General features: G+C 73.1%; 13 protein-coding genes. 4 read left to right on the top strand and 9 right to left on the bottom strand.

Translation table 11 applies throughout. The features are described 5' to 3' along the window. Positions 1-31: 31 nt before the first annotated feature. Entirely contained in the window at positions 32-1,534 is a 1,503-nt protein-coding gene (locus tag GD748_RS09910) for a CoA-acylating methylmalonate-semialdehyde dehydrogenase (protein WP_152194977.1), read from the bottom strand. Positions 1,535-1,786: 252 nt separating this feature from the next. Between GD748_RS09910 and GD748_RS09905 the strand changes: the two genes are divergently transcribed. Then, positions 1,787-2,023 (top strand): FitA-like ribbon-helix-helix domain-containing protein, encoded by a 237-nt coding sequence (locus tag GD748_RS09905; protein WP_152194976.1) that lies wholly within the window; start codon positions 1,787-1,789, stop codon positions 2,021-2,023. Further along, complete coding sequence (locus tag GD748_RS09900; RefSeq protein WP_152194975.1) at positions 2,020-2,418, top strand: type II toxin-antitoxin system VapC family toxin; 399 nt, start codon at positions 2,020-2,022, stop codon at positions 2,416-2,418. Before GD748_RS09905 ends, GD748_RS09900 begins: the two co-directional genes overlap by 4 nt. Before the next feature lie 57 nt (positions 2,419-2,475). On the opposite strand, the gene GD748_RS09895 is transcribed toward GD748_RS09900, so the two are convergent. The 8 genes from GD748_RS09895 to ileS form a co-directional block, all read right to left on the bottom strand. Beyond that, positions 2,476-3,285: an LLM class flavin-dependent oxidoreductase gene (locus GD748_RS09895; protein WP_152194974.1), complete on the bottom strand. Its 810-nt coding sequence runs from the start codon at positions 3,283-3,285 to the stop codon at positions 2,476-2,478. 102 nt (positions 3,286-3,387) lie between these two features. Continuing rightward, the gene (gene ndk / locus GD748_RS09890) at positions 3,388-3,822 is read right to left on the bottom strand and encodes a nucleoside-diphosphate kinase (protein WP_152194973.1); all 435 of its coding nucleotides are present in this window, start codon (positions 3,820-3,822) and stop codon (positions 3,388-3,390) included. 170 nt (positions 3,823-3,992) lie between these two features. After that, on the bottom strand, positions 3,993-4,640 hold the full coding sequence (locus tag GD748_RS09885) for a DUF4233 domain-containing protein (protein ID WP_152194972.1): 648 nt from the start codon (positions 4,638-4,640) through the stop codon (positions 3,993-3,995). Between the two features lie 112 nt (positions 4,641-4,752). Further along, on the bottom strand, positions 4,753-5,577 hold the full coding sequence (dhaM, locus tag GD748_RS09880; RefSeq protein ID WP_226921065.1) for a dihydroxyacetone kinase phosphoryl donor subunit DhaM: 825 nt from the start codon (positions 5,575-5,577) through the stop codon (positions 4,753-4,755). After that, a complete protein-coding gene (gene dhaL / locus GD748_RS09875; protein ID WP_152194971.1) occupies positions 5,574-6,215 on the bottom strand; it encodes a dihydroxyacetone kinase subunit DhaL in 642 nt (213 codons plus the stop codon). Before dhaL ends, dhaM begins: the two co-directional genes overlap by 4 nt. Positions 6,216-6,230: 15 nt before the next feature. Further along, a complete protein-coding gene (dhaK, locus tag GD748_RS09870; RefSeq protein WP_152194970.1) occupies positions 6,231-7,232 on the bottom strand; it encodes a dihydroxyacetone kinase subunit DhaK in 1,002 nt (333 codons plus the stop codon). Positions 7,233-7,341: 109 nt separating this feature from the next. Next, entirely contained in the window at positions 7,342-8,937 is a 1,596-nt protein-coding gene (locus GD748_RS09865; RefSeq protein ID WP_152194969.1) for a bifunctional folylpolyglutamate synthase/dihydrofolate synthase, read from the bottom strand. Beyond that, positions 8,934-12,212 carry an isoleucine--tRNA ligase gene (gene ileS / locus GD748_RS09860; RefSeq protein WP_152194968.1) on the bottom strand — a complete coding sequence of 1,093 codons (3,279 nt, stop codon included), beginning with the start codon at positions 12,210-12,212 and terminating at the stop codon, positions 8,934-8,936. Before ileS ends, GD748_RS09865 begins: the two co-directional genes overlap by 4 nt. A gap of 507 nt (positions 12,213-12,719) precedes the next feature. Here ileS and proC point away from each other — a divergent pair. Then, complete coding sequence (proC, locus tag GD748_RS09855) at positions 12,720-13,535, top strand: pyrroline-5-carboxylate reductase (protein WP_152194967.1); 816 nt, start codon at positions 12,720-12,722, stop codon at positions 13,533-13,535. A 134-nt stretch (positions 13,536-13,669) separates the two neighbouring features. Then, positions 13,670-15,382: a DUF222 domain-containing protein gene (locus GD748_RS09850; protein WP_152194966.1), complete on the top strand. Its 1,713-nt coding sequence runs from the start codon at positions 13,670-13,672 to the stop codon at positions 15,380-15,382. Positions 15,383-15,518: the final 136 nt, after the last annotated feature.

Below are 15,518 nucleotides of genomic sequence, written 5' to 3'. Positions count from 1 at the left end.
GGGACCCGTGTGGACACCGGCCCCGATCAGCTCACGACCCGGTCGGGAAGTTCAGCGAGTGCTCTGCCGCGGCGAGGCCCGACTCCGGCCAGCGGCTGGTCATCACCTTGGCGCGCGTGTAGAAGTGCAGGCCCTCGACGCCGTAGACGTGGGTGTCGCCGAAGAGCGACGCCTTGCGGCCGCCGAACGAGAACGCACCGGTCGGGACCGGGATGGGCACGTTGACGCCGACCATGCCGGCCTGGACGGCGCGGGCGAAGGTGCGCGCGGCCGCGCCGGACGAGGTGAAGATGGCCGCTCCGTTGCCCCACGGGCCCGCGTTGACGAGGTCGATCGCCCCGGCGAGGTCCGGTGCGCGCACGACGGTGAGGACCGGGCCGAAGATCTCCTCGCGGTAGGCCCGGGACTCGGTGGTGGCCTCCAGCAGCGTGGGGCCGACGAAGTAGCCGTCCTCGTGACCGTCGACACGCAGCTCTCGCCCGTCCAGGGCGACCGTGGCGCCGCCCGCCTCGGCCTCGTCGATGATCTGAAGGATGCGGCTGCGGGACTCGGCGCTGATGACCGGCCCCATCTCGACGTCGGAGCGCGAGGACGGGCCGACGACGACGGCACGCCCCTTCTCGGCGACCGCACCGACGAGTCGGGCCACCTGGTCGTCGTCGCCCACGGCCACGACGGCGGAGATCGCCATGCACCGCTGGCCCGCGGAGCCGTAGCCGGCCGCCACCAGGTGCCCGGCCGCCTCGTCCAGGTCGGCGTCGGGCAGCACGACCGCGTGGTTCTTCGCGCCGCCCAGCGCCTGGACCCGCTTGCCGGCGCCGGAGGCGAGGGCGTGGACGTGCTGCGCGACCGGCGTCGAGCCGACGAACGAGACCGTGTCGATGCCGGGGTGGGTGCAGATGGCGTCCACGAGCTCGGCACCGCCGTGCAGCACGCTGAACACGCCGTCGGGCAAACCGGCGGCGGCGAAGAGGTCGGCGAGCACGACGGCGGCCCCGGGGTCGCGCTCGGAGGGCTTGAGCACGAACGCGTTGCCGGCGGCGATGGCCAGCGGTGCCATCCAGAGCGGCACCATCGCGGGGAAGTTGAACGGGGTGATGCCGGCGCAGACGCCGACGGGCTCGCGGTAGGAGTAGGTGTCGACGCCGGTGGAGACCTGGTCGGCGTACTCGCCCTTGAGCAGGTGCGGCAGCCCGCAGGCGAACTCCACGATCTCCAGGCCGCGGGTGATCTCGCCCTGCGCGTCGGGCAGGGTCTTGCCGTGCTCGCGGGAGATCACCGCGGCCACCTCGTCCCGGCGGGCGACGAGCTGGTCGCGCAGCGCGAAGAGCACGGCTGCCCGCGCAGTCAGGGACGTCTGGGCCCACTTCTCCTGGGCCGTCCGGGCGGCCGCCACCGTGGCGTCGAGCTGCTCCGCGGTCGCCGCCGCCACCTCGGCGATGACCGCACCCGTCGCGGGGTCGGTCACCGGGATGCGGCGGCCGCCGTCGGCTGAGCGCCGGCCGGCGATGACGTGCTCGATGGTCGCACTCATGGCGCGGACCTTTCGTCGTGTCCGGAGGTGCGGCGGCTGCGCTGGGGCGCCGCGGCACAGCCCCGGGCGTCGGTGCCCGGGGTGCCTCACATGCTACGTCGCAAAGGTACGGCGGGCTGCCGTCCTGGCACCCCATCACCTGCGCCGTCGACGCAGCGCCTGTCGTCCACCGGCCCTGGAGCCGCACCCGTCGGGACGATCCGACCGTGACGACTACTGCCAACCTGTCGGCAACGCTGCTAGAATAGCTGCATGGGTGTTGCCGTCACCGTTCGGGACGTCCCGGACAAGGTCAGGGACGAGCTAGCAGCGCGGGCTGCCCGCGCCGGGATGTCGCTGCAGGAGTACCTCCGCGGCATGCTCGTCGCGACTGCGTCCCGTCCGGTCGTCGATGACGTCATTGCCCGCGCTCGAGCGCGAGTTGAGGCCACCGGTGTCCGAGTCGACGCCCAGGCGATCCTCTCCGCGCGAGACATCGACCGCCGGTGAGACCGCGGGTCGTCTGCGATGCCTCGGCAGTGGTCGCGATGCTGCTCGACGCGGGAGCCGATGGACGTTGGGCCACCAACGCTCTCATCGGCGCAGATCTCGCCGTGCCCAGCCTGTTCGCCTTCGAGGCCGCGAACATCATCCGCCGACACGAGGTCGCGGCGCTCATCACGGCCGACCAGGCGGCCCAGGCTCACGCCGACCTGCTCGACCTCACCATCGAGCAATGGCCGTACGAGCTCCTGGCGTCCAGAGCATGGCAGCTTCGCCACAACCTGACGACGTACGACGCCGGCTACGTCGCCCTGGCCGAGCTGCTCGACGTCGTGCTCGTGACCCTCGACCGTGGCATCGGCCGTGCCCCCGGCCTGCGCTGCACCGTCGCGACACCGTAGGCCGACCTGCCGGCTGCCTCGTCCGCCTGTTGAGTGCCACCTCGTGGGCGGAGGTGATCAGTCGGCGTGCTCCCGCTCGGCGAGCGCGGCGACAAGCGGGCGCGGGTCGGGGTCGTCTGCGTCGGACTGCAGGATCACGGAGTCGGCTCCGGCCTCTACGAGCCGGCTGACTCGCCCGGCGACGCCGTCGGCAGAGACTTCGGCGGTGGCGATCTCGGTGTAGGCCGCGACATAGGTGGCGCCGGCGCGACCCGCGGCCTCCCGACCCTCCTGGGCGGTGGCGCGGCCGCGGACGACAACCTCCGGCTCGACCACGCCGTCGAGCAGGACGCCGTCGGCGACCTCGCCGGCCAGCCGGACCGTCTTCGGGCCTCGGGCGCCGACCAGCAGGCGCGGTGGCTGCACCGGCGGCCAGTCGAGCGTGACACCGTCGAGGTGCACATAGTCGCCGGCGACATCGACGCGCTCGCCGGAGAGCAGGTCGCGGACCGATGCCGTGTGCTCACGCAGCAGCGTCATGGGCGACGCGGCACGCGCACCCACCTGCGCCATCCAGTCGAGCACGCCGTGCCCGAGGGCGACCACGAAACGGTCGGGGAACAACCGGGCCAGCGTCGCGATCTCCATGGCCGCCAGCGCCGGGTTGCGCAGCGGCACCGGCAGCAACCCCACGCCGACCCGGACGTGCGTCGACCACGCCAGGGCCGCCGCGGCCGTGGTGAGCCCACCCTCGAGGAAGCAGTCCTCCCACACCCAGAGCTCGTCGACGCCGCCCTCGGCGGCCGCGGCGTCGGCGGCCTCGACCACGGCCCGCAGGTGCTCGGGCGGCGACTGAGGGCGGAAGACGACTCCGGTGACGGTGCCCATGTCGCCACCCTGCCGCAGCCGGCCGACATCCGCACGGGCCGTCACGCCGCACGGCAGGCCCCTGCGGTCACCCCGTTGCGCGCGCGCCGTCGGGTGCGAAGGTCACAGAGCGGGGAACCACAGGCCGATCTCGCGGGCCGCGGACTCAGCGGAGTCGGAACCGTGGACGAGGTTCTGCACGACCGTGGTGCCCCAGTCGCGTCCCAGGTCGCCGCGGATGGTGCCGGGTGCGGCGGCGGTTGGCTCGGTGGTGCCGGCCAGGCTGCGGAAGCCCTCGATGACGCGGTTGCCCTCGACGACGGCGGCGACGACGGGGCCGGACATCATGAAGTCGACCAGGGGGTCGAAGAACGGCTTGCCCTGGTGCTCGGCGTAGTGCTCGCCGAGGAGCTCTGTGTCCGCGGAGCGCTGCTCGAGGGCGACGATGGTGTAGCCCTTGGCCTCGATGCGGCGGAGGATCTCGCCGGTGAGGTGGCGGGCGACGCCGTCGGGCTTGATCAGGACGAGGGTGCGCTCAGGCTGCGAAGGGGTGCTCACGTGGAGCCAGCCTACCGGGCGGTCGACACGTCCGGTCACCGAGTGGCCGGCAGCCGACCAGCCCGGTCATCGGGTAGCAGACGCCGACCACGTCCGTCGTCGGGGAGCCGGCAGGCCGACGACGTCAGGTCGGTGAGGTGCCGATCGTTCGGCTCCGGCTCACCGGTGTGTCATCGGTGAGTCTCGTAGTACTCGACCTCGGCCCGGTACCGCTCCTCCCGCTCGACGTCGATCCGGGCCCCCACGGTCAGGCTGGCGGCCCACAGCACCGCGAAGATGCCACCGACCACGAACATCGTCGGCAGGACCAGCCCGGCGACGACGAGCAGCACCTGGACCACCGAGCCGATCACGTAGCCGACCCGGTGCCGCAGCAGCCCCGCGGTGACGGCGCAGGCCACCATGGCGGCGCCACCCACGCCCCAGACGGCCGACCGGTCGGCCAGGTCGAGCCCGTGGGCGACGAGAGTCGCGAAGAGCACCACGAGCACCTCGCTCACCAGGACCGTCATCGCGAACATGCGACGCGCGGAACCCGGGCGGCGGGGCGGTCCTGCCGGCGCCGACCCGTCGACCGGCGACTGCTCCGCCGGGGCCGACCCGTCGACCGGCGAATGCTCCGCCGCAGCAGCTCCGACCGTCGGCTCCTCGCGGGCCGCCCCCGCAGCCGCCGACCCGGTCGTCGCTGCCGGTCCGGCGGCAGCCGAGCCGGCGGCCGCGTCAGGGACCGAACCGGCGGCCGTGCCGGCGGGTTCGGCGGGTCGTGCGGGGACGTCGCCGGCGGCCTCGTCGTGGGAGGTGGGGGACGGTGTGGTCACCGCACCAGGCTACCTACTGCGCTGCTGCTGCCCCGCCCACGGCTGCCGCACGCCTCCCGCCGCTCACGGCTGCCGCACGCCTCCAGGTGCGTCGCCCACGGCCGCCGCGCCGTCACTGCTCGCCGAAGCCGTCCGCCACCGCCTGCTCGACGGCCTCGAGCGCGGCAGCCGCCTCGGTCCCGCCGGCGCGGACCTCCATGCGGTCGCCCTTCTCCAGGCCGAGCCCCATGAGGGCGAGCACGCTCGCCGCGTCCACCTCGTTGACGGTCACGCGGGCGTCGAAACCTGCGACGAGCCGGGCGAGCAGCGCAGCCGGTCGGGCGTGCAGCCCCACCTCGTTGTGCAGGGTGAGCGACCGGGCAAGGACCTCGCCGTCCTGCGCGGGTGACTCCGGATGCCCAGCCCCGGCGGGTTCCGTTCCGGGCTCAGCTGCCGCGGCACCTGGACCTGCCCCCGCGGATGCGCCTGCCTCGTGAGCAGGTTCGCCCCCGGCCGGCGCCGCTCCAGGCGGCGCCGCTGCGGACGCTCCCCCGCCGAAGCTGCCGGCCGCCTCCGCGACCGTGCGTGCCACCGCGGCGGCGTCGGCCCCGCCCTGCGCGGCCACGGCCCCGGCGACGGCGCCCTCGACCAGCGGTCCGTCGGCCAGCACCACCCGGGCCGCGACGTCGTCGTCGAGCATGTCGAGGACCGACTCGGCAGTCATGGTGGCCGAGCCGAGGTCGGTCAGGACGACCACACCGGCAACGCCGCCGTCGTCCAGGAGCTCGGCGACGGCGGCCTCGACCTTCTCGAAGCTGGTGCCGATGCCGCCGTCGTCGGTCCCGCCGGCGGCGCGGAGCGCGACATCGGGCGCCATCTGGGCGGCCACCTCGACGACGCCCTCCGCCAGGCGCGCGGAGTGCGAGACGACGACCAGCCCGGTGCCGGGACTGCTCACGCCTGCGCCTCGGCCGCCTCGGCGGCGGCGACCAGGAGCAGCGCCGAGGACTGCGCGCCCGGGTCACGGTGCCCCGCGGACCGCTCCCCCAGGTAGCTCGCCCGCCCCTTGGTGGCGACCAGCGGCTCGGTCGCCTCGGCGCCCGCGGTCGCGGCGTCGGCGGCCGCGCGCATCGCCTCGGCCGGACCGGCGCCCGAGCCGGCGGCGGACCGAGCGGCCTCGGCGGCGGGGAGCCAGGCGTCGACCATGGTCTTCTCCCCCGCCTCGGCCTTGCCCCGGGCCTTGATGCCCTCCAGCGCAGCCTCGAGCACCCCGGCGACGCCGGCCGCGTCGAGCTCGCCGTCGGCCACCTTCGCCCCGCGCAGGAACGCGGTGCCGTACAGCGGGCCGGCCGCGCCGCCGACGGTGGACATCAGGGTGGTCGCCACGGTCTTGAGCACCTCCGCGGCGTCCGCGGGCCGGGCGTCGGCCAGCTTGGCCGTCACGGCGGTGAAGCCCCGGTCCATGTTCTCGCCGTGGTCGCCGTCGCCGATGGCCCGGTCGAGCTCGATGAGCTCGATCCGGTTGGCGGAGACGACCTTGGCGGCGCGGGCCATCCAGTCCAGTGCCCAGGCGGTGCCCAGGGTGGCAGCAGTCATGCGTCCTCTTTCTCCTCAGACGCCGCGGCGCAGCGCGGCAGTGTTGACCGGGGCGTCCCACAGCTCCGTGAGCGTGGAGTCCAGGCGCAGCACGGTGATCGAGGCGCCCTGCATCTCCAGCGAGGTGATGTAGTTGCCCACCAGCGAGCGCGTCACCTCCACGCCACGGGAGTCCAGGACGTCGCGGGCGTGGTTGTAGACGAGGTACAGCTCGGACAGCGGGGTGCCGCCCATGCCGTTGACGAACAGCAGCACCTGCTCGCCGTCCGCGAGCTTCAGGTCCTCAAGGACGGGCTCGAGCAGGCGGTCGGTGATCTCGTCCGCACCGGCCATCGCGATCTTGTGCCGGCCCGGCTCGCCATGGATGCCGATGCCGATCTCGATCTCGTCGTCGGCCAGGTCGAAGGACGGCTTGCCGGCGTGCGGCACAGTGCAGGCGGTCAGCGCCACGCCCATGGAGCGCACGTTGCCGATGACCTGCTCGGCCACGGCGACCACCGCGTCGAGGTCGTCGCCGCGCTCGGCGGCGGCGCCGGCGATCTTCTCCACGAGCACCGTGCCGGCCACGCCGCGCCGGCCGGCGGTGTAGAGGGAGTCCTCCACGGCGACGTCGTCGTTGACGACGACGGAGCGCACCGTGACGTCCTCGGCCTCGGCGAGCTCGGCCGCGGTCTCGAAGTTGAGCACGTCGCCGGTGTAGTTCTTCACGATGTGGAGCACGCCGGCCCCGCCGTCGGCAGCCTTGGTGGCCTCGAAGATCGGCTCGGGCGTGGGCGAGGTGAACATCGCGCCCGGCACCGCGGCGTCGAGCATGCCGACCCCGACGTACCCGGCGTGCAGCGGCTCGTGCCCGCTGCCGCCGCCGGAGACGAGTCCGACCTTCCCCTGGACCGCACCGCCTGCGCGGGAGACGAACAGCGGGTCCTCGTTGACCCGCACGAGGTCCGGATGGGCGAGACCGAAGCCCCGGACGGACTCGGTGACCACGTTCTGGGGGTCGTTGATGAGCTTCTTCACCGACGGGCTCCTCTCGGGACGGGGCGGGGTCCGCACCGGACCCCGCCCCCATCTTGGCCCCTGCGGCCCGCCGCGGCTACGGCTTCGGTGGCCTCCTCTGCGCCGTCCCTCAGGCCCGGCCCATGAGGGCGCGCACCTCGGCCGCGAGCAGCACCGAGCCCGCCACCAGCACCCCGGTGGTCGTGACCACCTCTTCGACGTTCGCCTCGGCCAGCGTCGCGGCGGTGTCGATGGCGTCCTCGAGTCGCTCGGCCACGTGCACCCGGTCCTCGCCGAAGACGTCGCGCGCCACCTCGGCGAGCTCGTCGACGTCCATCGCCCGGTCGATGCTCGCCCGGGTGATGACGACCTCGGCCAGCATCGGCTCCAGGCCGGCGAGGATGCCGTCGGCGTCCTTGTCCGCCATGACGCCGACGACGCCGACCAGGTGGGAGAAGTCGAAGGCCTCGTCGACGGCGGCCCGCAGGGCCTCGACCCCCGCGGGGTTGTGGGCGGCGTCGACCAGCACGGTGGGGCTGCGGCGCACGACCTCGAGCCGCCCGGGGCTGTCCACCCCGGCGAAGCCCTGCTCGACGACGCCCGCGTCCAGGGCTCCGCCGCCGAAGAACGCCTCGACGGCGGTCAGGGCGAGCAGCGCGTTGCGTGCCTGGTGCTCGCCGTGCAGCGGGAGGAAGACGTCGGTGTACACCCCGCCCGGGGTGCGCAGGGTGAGCAGCTGCCCGCCGACCCCGAGCTGGCGGTCGAGCAGGGCGGCGTCCTCGCCCTCGCGCAGGAGCTGGGCGCCCTGCTGGGCCGCGGCGGACATGACGATGCCCGCGACCTCCTCGTCCTGCTCGGCCACCACCACCGTGGAGCGGGGGGTGATGATGCCGACCTTCTCGGTGGCGATGTCCGCGAGCTCGTGGCCGAGCCAGCGCTCGTGGTCGCGGGTGACGGTGGTCAGGACCTCCACCGTCCCGTCGGCGACGTTGGTGGCGTCCCAGCGTCCACCCATGCCGACCTCGACGACCGCGACGTCCACGGGTGCGTCGGCGAAGGCCGCGTAGGCCATGACGGTGAAGACCTCGAAGAAGCTCAGCCGCGGCCCGCCGGCGGCCTGCGAGCGCTCGTCCACCATGGCCACGTAGGGCGCGACGTCCTCCCAGGTGGCCACGAAGACCTCGGGGGCGACGGGCTCGCCGTCCAGGGCGATGCGCTCGCGCACGCTGTGCAGGTGCGGGGAGGTGAAGCGCCCCGTGCGCAGCCCCTTCTCGCGCAGCAGCCGCTCGATCATCCGGGCGGTCGAGGTCTTGCCGTTGGTGCCGGTCAGGTGGATGACCGGGTAGGCGCGGTGCGGGTCGCCCATGAGCTCCAGGACACCCTGGACCCGCTCGAGGCTGGGCTGGACGTCGTGCTCGGGCGCGCGGGCGAGGATGTCGTTGTAGATCCGGCGGACCTCTTCCTCGGCCTGGGCGTCGGCGACCGCCGCGGCATGCTGCGCGGCGTCGTCGGCCGGTCCCTCCCCCTCGGCCACGACCTCCTCGGCCACCTCGGGGTCCGGGCCGGTGAACAGGGCCGAGGAGAGCAGCGTGCGCAGGCTGGCGTCGTGCTCCTCGTCCGCCGCGGCAGCCGCCTCGGCGGCCTCGCGCGACGCGTCGTCGCCCTCCAGGCCGGCGAGGCGCTCGCGGGTCTCCCGGTCGGCGTCCTCGGGGGTGCGCTCGGTCATCGTGCCTCCACCTTCGTCACGCCCACGCGGGGCGCCTCGACGTCGTCGACGGCGAGGTCCAGCTCGACGGCGAGGGTCTCGCCGGCGAGGAGCTCACGGTGCGCCTCGACCCAGGCGAGCCGGTCGGCGGGGACCGTGACGGCCAGGGCGATGCGGTCCGCGACGTACAGGCCGACGGCCTTGCGCTCGTCCTGGACCTGGCGGACCAGGTCGCGCACGTACCCCTCGGCGGCGAGCTCGTCGTCGAGGGCGGTGTCGAGGACGACGAAGCCGCCGTCGCCGAGGACGTCCGCGGCCGCCTCGCCGGCCTGCTCCCCCAGGTCGATGCGGGTGGAGAGGTCGTACTCCCCGGCCACCAGGGTGAGCGGTGCGCCGTCGAGCATCAGCCCCTCCAGGGCGATCTCGCCGTCGGAGGCGGACCAGCGCCCCTCCCGTGCGGCGGCGAAGATCTGCTGGGTGTGCCGGCGCTTGGCCGGGTCGAGCTCGCGCGGGAGCACCTTGAGCTCGGTGGTCAGGCGCAGGTCCGACTCGGCCGGGGTGATGAGCTCAACGTCCTTGACGTTGACCTCGGAGGCGATGAGCCCGGTGAACGACGCCAGGGCGGCCGGGTCCTCGACCACGACGGTCAGGGTGCGCAGCGGCTGGCGCACCCGGATCTTGGCGGCCTTGCGCAGGGCGTGGGTGGTGGAGACGACGTCGCGCACGGTGTCCATCGCGGCCACCAGGGCGTCGTCGGCGGCCGGGTCGGCCCCGGCGGGCAGGACGGGCCAGTCGGTCAGGTGCACGCTGCGTCCGCCGGTCAGGCCGCGCCAGACCTCCTCGCTGACGAGGGGGGCCAGCGGTGCCATCACCCGGGTGAGCACCTCCAGCGCGGTGTAGAGGGTGTCGAAGGCGCCGCGGTCCTCGTCCCAGAAGCGCTGGCGGGAGGTGCGCACGTACCAGTTGGTCAGCAGGTCGAGGTGCTCGCGCACCGCCTGCGTGGCGCCGGGGACGTCGTAGGCCTCCATCTGCTCGCGCACACCGGCGGCGAGGTCGCGCGTGCGGGCGAGGAGGTAGCGGTCCATCACGTGCAGGCCGGCGACCTTCTCGGCGTCGTGGAGGTCGACCGGCCGCGCGAGGTACCCGGCGCCGTCGTCCACCGTGCCGGCGTATAGGGCGAAGAAGTACCAGGCGTTCCACAGCGGCAGCAGCACCTGGCGCACGTTCTCGCGGATGCCCTCCTCGGTGACGACGAGGTTGCCGCCGCGCAGGATGGGCGAGCTCATGAGGAACCAGCGCATGGCGTCCGAGCCGTCCCGGTCGAGCACCTCGGTGACGTCCGGGTAGTTGCGCAGCGACTTGCTCATCTTGCGCCCGTCCGAGCCGAGCACGATGCCGTGCGAGACGGAGGTGCGGAAGGCCGGGCGGTCGAACAGCGCGGTGGCCAGGACGTGCAGCGTGTAGAACCAGCCGCGGGTCTGGCCGATGTACTCCACGATGAAGTCGCCGGGGTAGTGGTCCTCGAACCACTCGCGGTTCTCGAACGGGTAGTGCACCTGGGCGTAGGGCATGGAGCCCGAGTCGAACCAGACGTCCAGGACGTCGGGGATCCGGCGCATCGTCGACGCGCCTGTCGGGTCGTCCGGGTTCGGGCGGGTCAGGTCGTCGATGAACGGCCGGTGCAGGTTGGGGTTGCCGTCGCGGTCGAGCGGCAGCCGTCCGAAGTCGGCCTCGAGCTCGGCGAGGGAGCCGTAGACGTCGATGCGCGGGTGGGCCGGGTCGTCGGAGACCCACACCGGGATGGGGGTGCCCCAGTACCGGTTGCGGGAGATCGACCAGTCGCGGGCGCCGGCGAGCCAGTGGCCGAACTGGCCGTCCTTGATGTGCTCGGGGACCCAGGTGATGTCCTTGTTGAGCTCGACCATGCGGTCGCGGAACTCGGTGACCCGCACGAACCAGCTGGAGACGGCCTTGTAGATCAGCGGTGTGCGGCAGCGCCAGCAGTGCGGGTAGGAGTGGTCGAAGGTCTCCTGGCGCACCAGCACGGCGCGCTCGCCCTCGGGCCGGCGGGCGACGGGGCCGGTGGCGTGCTTGAGGTCGGCGATGATCGCCTTGTTCGCCTCGAAGACCTGCATGCCGGCGTAGTCGGGCACCTCGGCGGTGAACTTCCCGGCCTCGTCGACCGGCACCACGGTGCCGATGCCGGCGGCGGCGGACACGGCCATGTCGTCCTCACCGAACGCGGGCGCCTGGTGGACGAGACCGGTGCCGTCCTCGGTGGAGACGTAGTCCGCGGCGAGGAGCTGCCACGCGTTCGGGCCGGGGGTCTCGTCGTCGGGGCGGCCCATGAAGTAGTCGAAGATCGGGGCGTAGCGCCGCCCGGCGAGGTCGCGGCCCTTGACGGTGGCGAGGACCTCGGGCTCCTCGCCGAGCTCACGGGCGTACGCCGCGAGCCGGGAGGCGGCGACGACGACCCGCTCGCCGGCCAGGGCCCCCTCCGCGGGTGCGACCGTGACGTAGTCGATGTCCGGCCCGACGGCGATGGCGAGGTTCGACGGCAGGGTCCACGGGGTCGTGGTCCAGATGAGGGCGAGCTCGCCGGTGTCCAGGCGCACCCCGACCGTGACCGAGGGGTCCTGACGCATCTGGTAGACGTCGTCGTCCATGCGCAGCTCGTGGTTGGACAGCGGGGTCTGGTCGTGCCAGCAGTACGGCAGCACCCGGTAGCCCTCGTAGGCCAGGCCCTTGTCGTACAGCTGCTTGAACGCCCAGATGACCGACTCCATGAAGGTCACGTCGAGGGTCTTGTAGTCGTTCTCGAAGTCGACCCAGCGAGCCTGGCGGGTGACGTACTCGCGCCACTCGCCGGTGTAGCGGAGCACCGAGTCCTGGCAGGCCTTGTTGAAGGCCTCGATCCCCATCTCCTCGATCTCGGACTTGTCGGTGATCCCGAGGATGCGCTCGGCCTCGAGCTCGGCGGGCAGGCCGTGGGTGTCCCAGCCGAACCGGCGCTCGACCCGGCGCCCGAGCTGGGTCTGGAACCGTCCGACGACGTCCTTGACGTAGCCGGTGAGCAGGTGACCGTAGTGCGGCAGGCCGTTGGCGAACGGCGGGCCGTCGTAGAAGACGAACTCGTTGTCACCGTTCTCGCCGGCCGAGCGGTTGTCGATCGACGCCTGGAAGGTGTCGTCGCTCTTCCAGTACTCCAGCACCTCCTTCTCCAGCGCGGGGAAGGACGGCGAGGCGTCCAGGGCGCCCGGACGGTGCAGGGGGTAGCGCTGGGGCTGGTCGGCCAATGGTGCTCCTCGGTCGGTGCGGCGGTGCGTGCACTGCTGCGAGGACGATCGTCTCGGACGCCGGCCGTGCCGGCGACCCGCGACCGCGGTACCACCCCGCTTGCCGCGTCCTCGCGTGAGGACGTGACCGCTCGAGCAGGCTGTGACGGGCCCTCCCGTCCGGTTCTACTGAGGGCCCGCCGGGGCGGGTCCTGTTCTTCCGGAGGCTCGCCGGTGATGGCCGGGTCGACGCCTGTGCCAAGCAGTCTAGCGTCGTCGGCACGTTGCTGGCGGTGAGCGCTCGCTACGCCGAAGTCGTCCGGCCCGCGCGCGGGCGGATCCGCCGCAGCCACGCGCCGACCACGGCCTGGCCTCGACCTGGCTTCCAGGCCGTGACCGCCACGGTAGCGCGCTGCCCCAAACACCTGGGAAGCGGTTTGTCCCTCCGTGGGACGCACCGCGGTGGTCCGCAGCGGAACTCGGTCGTGGCAATACTCTGGCGCCAACACAGACGAGCGAGGAGCAGGAATGCGAGTCGGATTCATCGGTGCCGGGAACATGGCGGGCGCGATCGTGCGCGGGATCGTGGCCGAAGGCACGCTGCCCGCGGAGGACCTTGCAGTCACGAGCGCGCACGGGCGCTCGGCCCAGGCGCTGGCTCGGGAGACCGGGGTGGATGCACCCGGCTCCAACGAGGAGCTGGTTGAGCGGACCGGGCCGCGTGGCGTCGTCGTGCTCGCCGTGAAGCCGCACCTGATCGCCGAGGTCCTCGAGCCGCTGGGCGATCTCCTCGCCGAGCAGGACTCCCTGGTCGTCTCGCTCGCCGCGGGCACTCCCCTGGCGACGCTGGAGTCGTTCCTCCCGCCCGGGCAGGCGGTGGTGCGGGTGATGCCGAACGTCAACGCCCTGGTCGGCGCCGGGATGGCGGCGGTGTGCGGCAACGCGAGCACCAGCGAGGACCAGGTTGACGCCGTCGTCGGGCTCTTCGAGACGGTCGGGAGCGCCATCGTGCTGGCGGAGCGCGACTTTCCCGCCTACACGGCGATCGCCGGCTCGGCGCCCGCGTTCGCGGCCCACTTCGTCGAGGCCCTTGCCCGCGCTGCGGTGCGCAACGGCCTGCCGAAGATGCTGGCCACCCGGATCGCGGCGCAGACCATGCTCGGGACGGCCCGCACGATGCTCGAGCGTGGCACGACGCCGGCCCAGCTCGCGGACATGGTCTCCTCCCCCGGCGGGACGACCATCGCCGGGAGCCTGGCGATGGAGGACGCGGGCTTCTCGCCCGCCGTGGTGCGCGGCGTGCAGGCGGTCATCGACCGGGACCGGGAGATCGCGGCGGGCTGACCGGCCCAGCTCCCACTCGCAGCCACGATCCGCAGCTCAACCGCGTTGGCGTCTCTCGACGATCTGGCTCGCACTCGCAGCGATGATCCACAGCCCGATTCTGGATGTCAGTGGTTCGAACTAGTGTCTGGATCATGGTCGAGGACGACGCCGCGGGAGTCATCGGGGACGGGTGCCCGGTGTCGGTCGTGGTGCGCGCGAGCGACGACGGTCCGCAGCTGGAGCTGGTGGTGCCGGAGTCCGCGGTCGGGACACCTGAGGCGGACGTGGCCCGCGAGATGATGCGCCTGGAGATGGGCCTGCCGTGGTGGGAGTGCGAGCCGGGGCTGTCGGTGCGCGATCCGGACGCGTCGGTGGTGCGTGCGGCGGCGGGGGTGGCGGCTGCTGGGTTCACCTCGCCGGCGGCGCGGCTGCTCGCTTCGACTGCTCCCGGTCCGACGTTGGTGGACAGGTTGGACCGGACCTCGCTCGCCGATGCCGATGACGCGGCGGTGGTGGAGCTGGTCGCGGCGTGGGAGCGGATCGGGTCGTGGGCGGTGTCGCAGCAGGCCCGGGCGATCACCGAGCTCGGGGCGCGGCGGCGGGCGGCGAACAGCAGCGCGGGGGCGAGGTCGGCGGTCTTCGAGGTCGAGGCCAGGTTGGGGGTCACTCAGTACGCCGCGGAGTCCAAGACCTCTCTCGCGCTGGGGCTGGAGGACTACCCGGTGGTGGCCGACGCGCTGAACAGTGGGCATATCGATGCCCGTAAGGCCGAGGTCCTCCTCCACGCCGAGCCGGGTCTGCCTGCCCGGGTGCGCCGGACGGTCCTGGACGAGCTGGTGCCGGAGGCGGACACGCTGACGGTGCCGCAGCTGCGGGAGAGGATCCGCGCGGCCGCCCTCGCGGCGGACGCGGCGACGGCCAGCCGGCGTCATGCCGAGGCGGTGGCCCGCCGGCACGTGTCGATCGAGCCGGCCGGGGACGCGATGGCCTGGGTCAGCGCGTTCGTGCGCGCCGACCACGCCATGGCCGCCCGCACCGCCCTGGACGCCCTCGCGGTGGCCGCGAAGACCCCCGGGGACACCCGCACGCTGGACCAGCGTCGCGCGGATTCGTTCACCGATGTCTTCACCTCGATCCTCGACAACGGCGTCGACTTCTCGGGGCGGGCGTTGCCGGTGCTGCAGCGCCGCCGCCCGCACCTGCAGGTCACTGTCGCCGGTGGGACCCTGCTCGGGCTGGACGACCAGCCGGGCGTGCTGGGTGGGTACGGGCCGATCCCGGCCGAGCTGGCGCGGCGGATCGCGCAGGACGCGACCTGGCAGGCGTTGTTCACCGACGCCGGCACCGGTGAGTTCGTCGCGCTCGGGACGAAGGCGTACCGCCCGGGTGCGGACCTGACCCGCACCGTGCTCGCCCGCGATGTCACCTGTGTCTTCATGGGGTGCCGGATCCCGGCGTGGCGGTGTGAGATCGACCATCAGAAGTCCTACGACAGGGCCCTGGCCGACAGCGTCGTCCAGACCGATCAGGACAAGGTCGATGTCAAGTGTCACTCCCACCACGACGTCAAGACCGCCAAGCTCTGGGACACCTCGCGCGACCCCACCACCGGTATCACCTGGTGGAGAGCACCGACCGGACACCGCTACGCACGCAAGCCCGTCCGACCGCCCGGGCCACGGACCGGGGCGCCACCTACTGGCCCGCCGCCTGCTAGACCACCGACGGGTCCAGGTGCCGGGCGACCGCCCGCGGGCCCAGCCCCGGGCCGGCCACCCAGGAGCACACCGGCGACTGACAAGCCACCTGCCGCGGGCGGATCAACCGACCCCCGGGGTACGCCAGATGACGACGTCCCGTTCTGACCTGAGTTCGGCGGCGCGCGTCTGGCCGGCCTGACGAGTCGTCATGCCGAACTGCGGTGTGCATGGCTGCAGACATGCACACCGGCACTTCGCCCAAACCTGCCGGGGATTGAGTCGCCCGACCGAGGATCGAATG

The sequence above is a fragment of the Georgenia subflava genome, from assembly GCF_009193155.1.
GTDB classification, from domain to species: Bacteria; Actinomycetota; Actinomycetes; order Actinomycetales; family Actinomycetaceae; genus Georgenia; species Georgenia subflava.
This window is presented reverse-complemented; position numbering and strand designations above follow the sequence as displayed.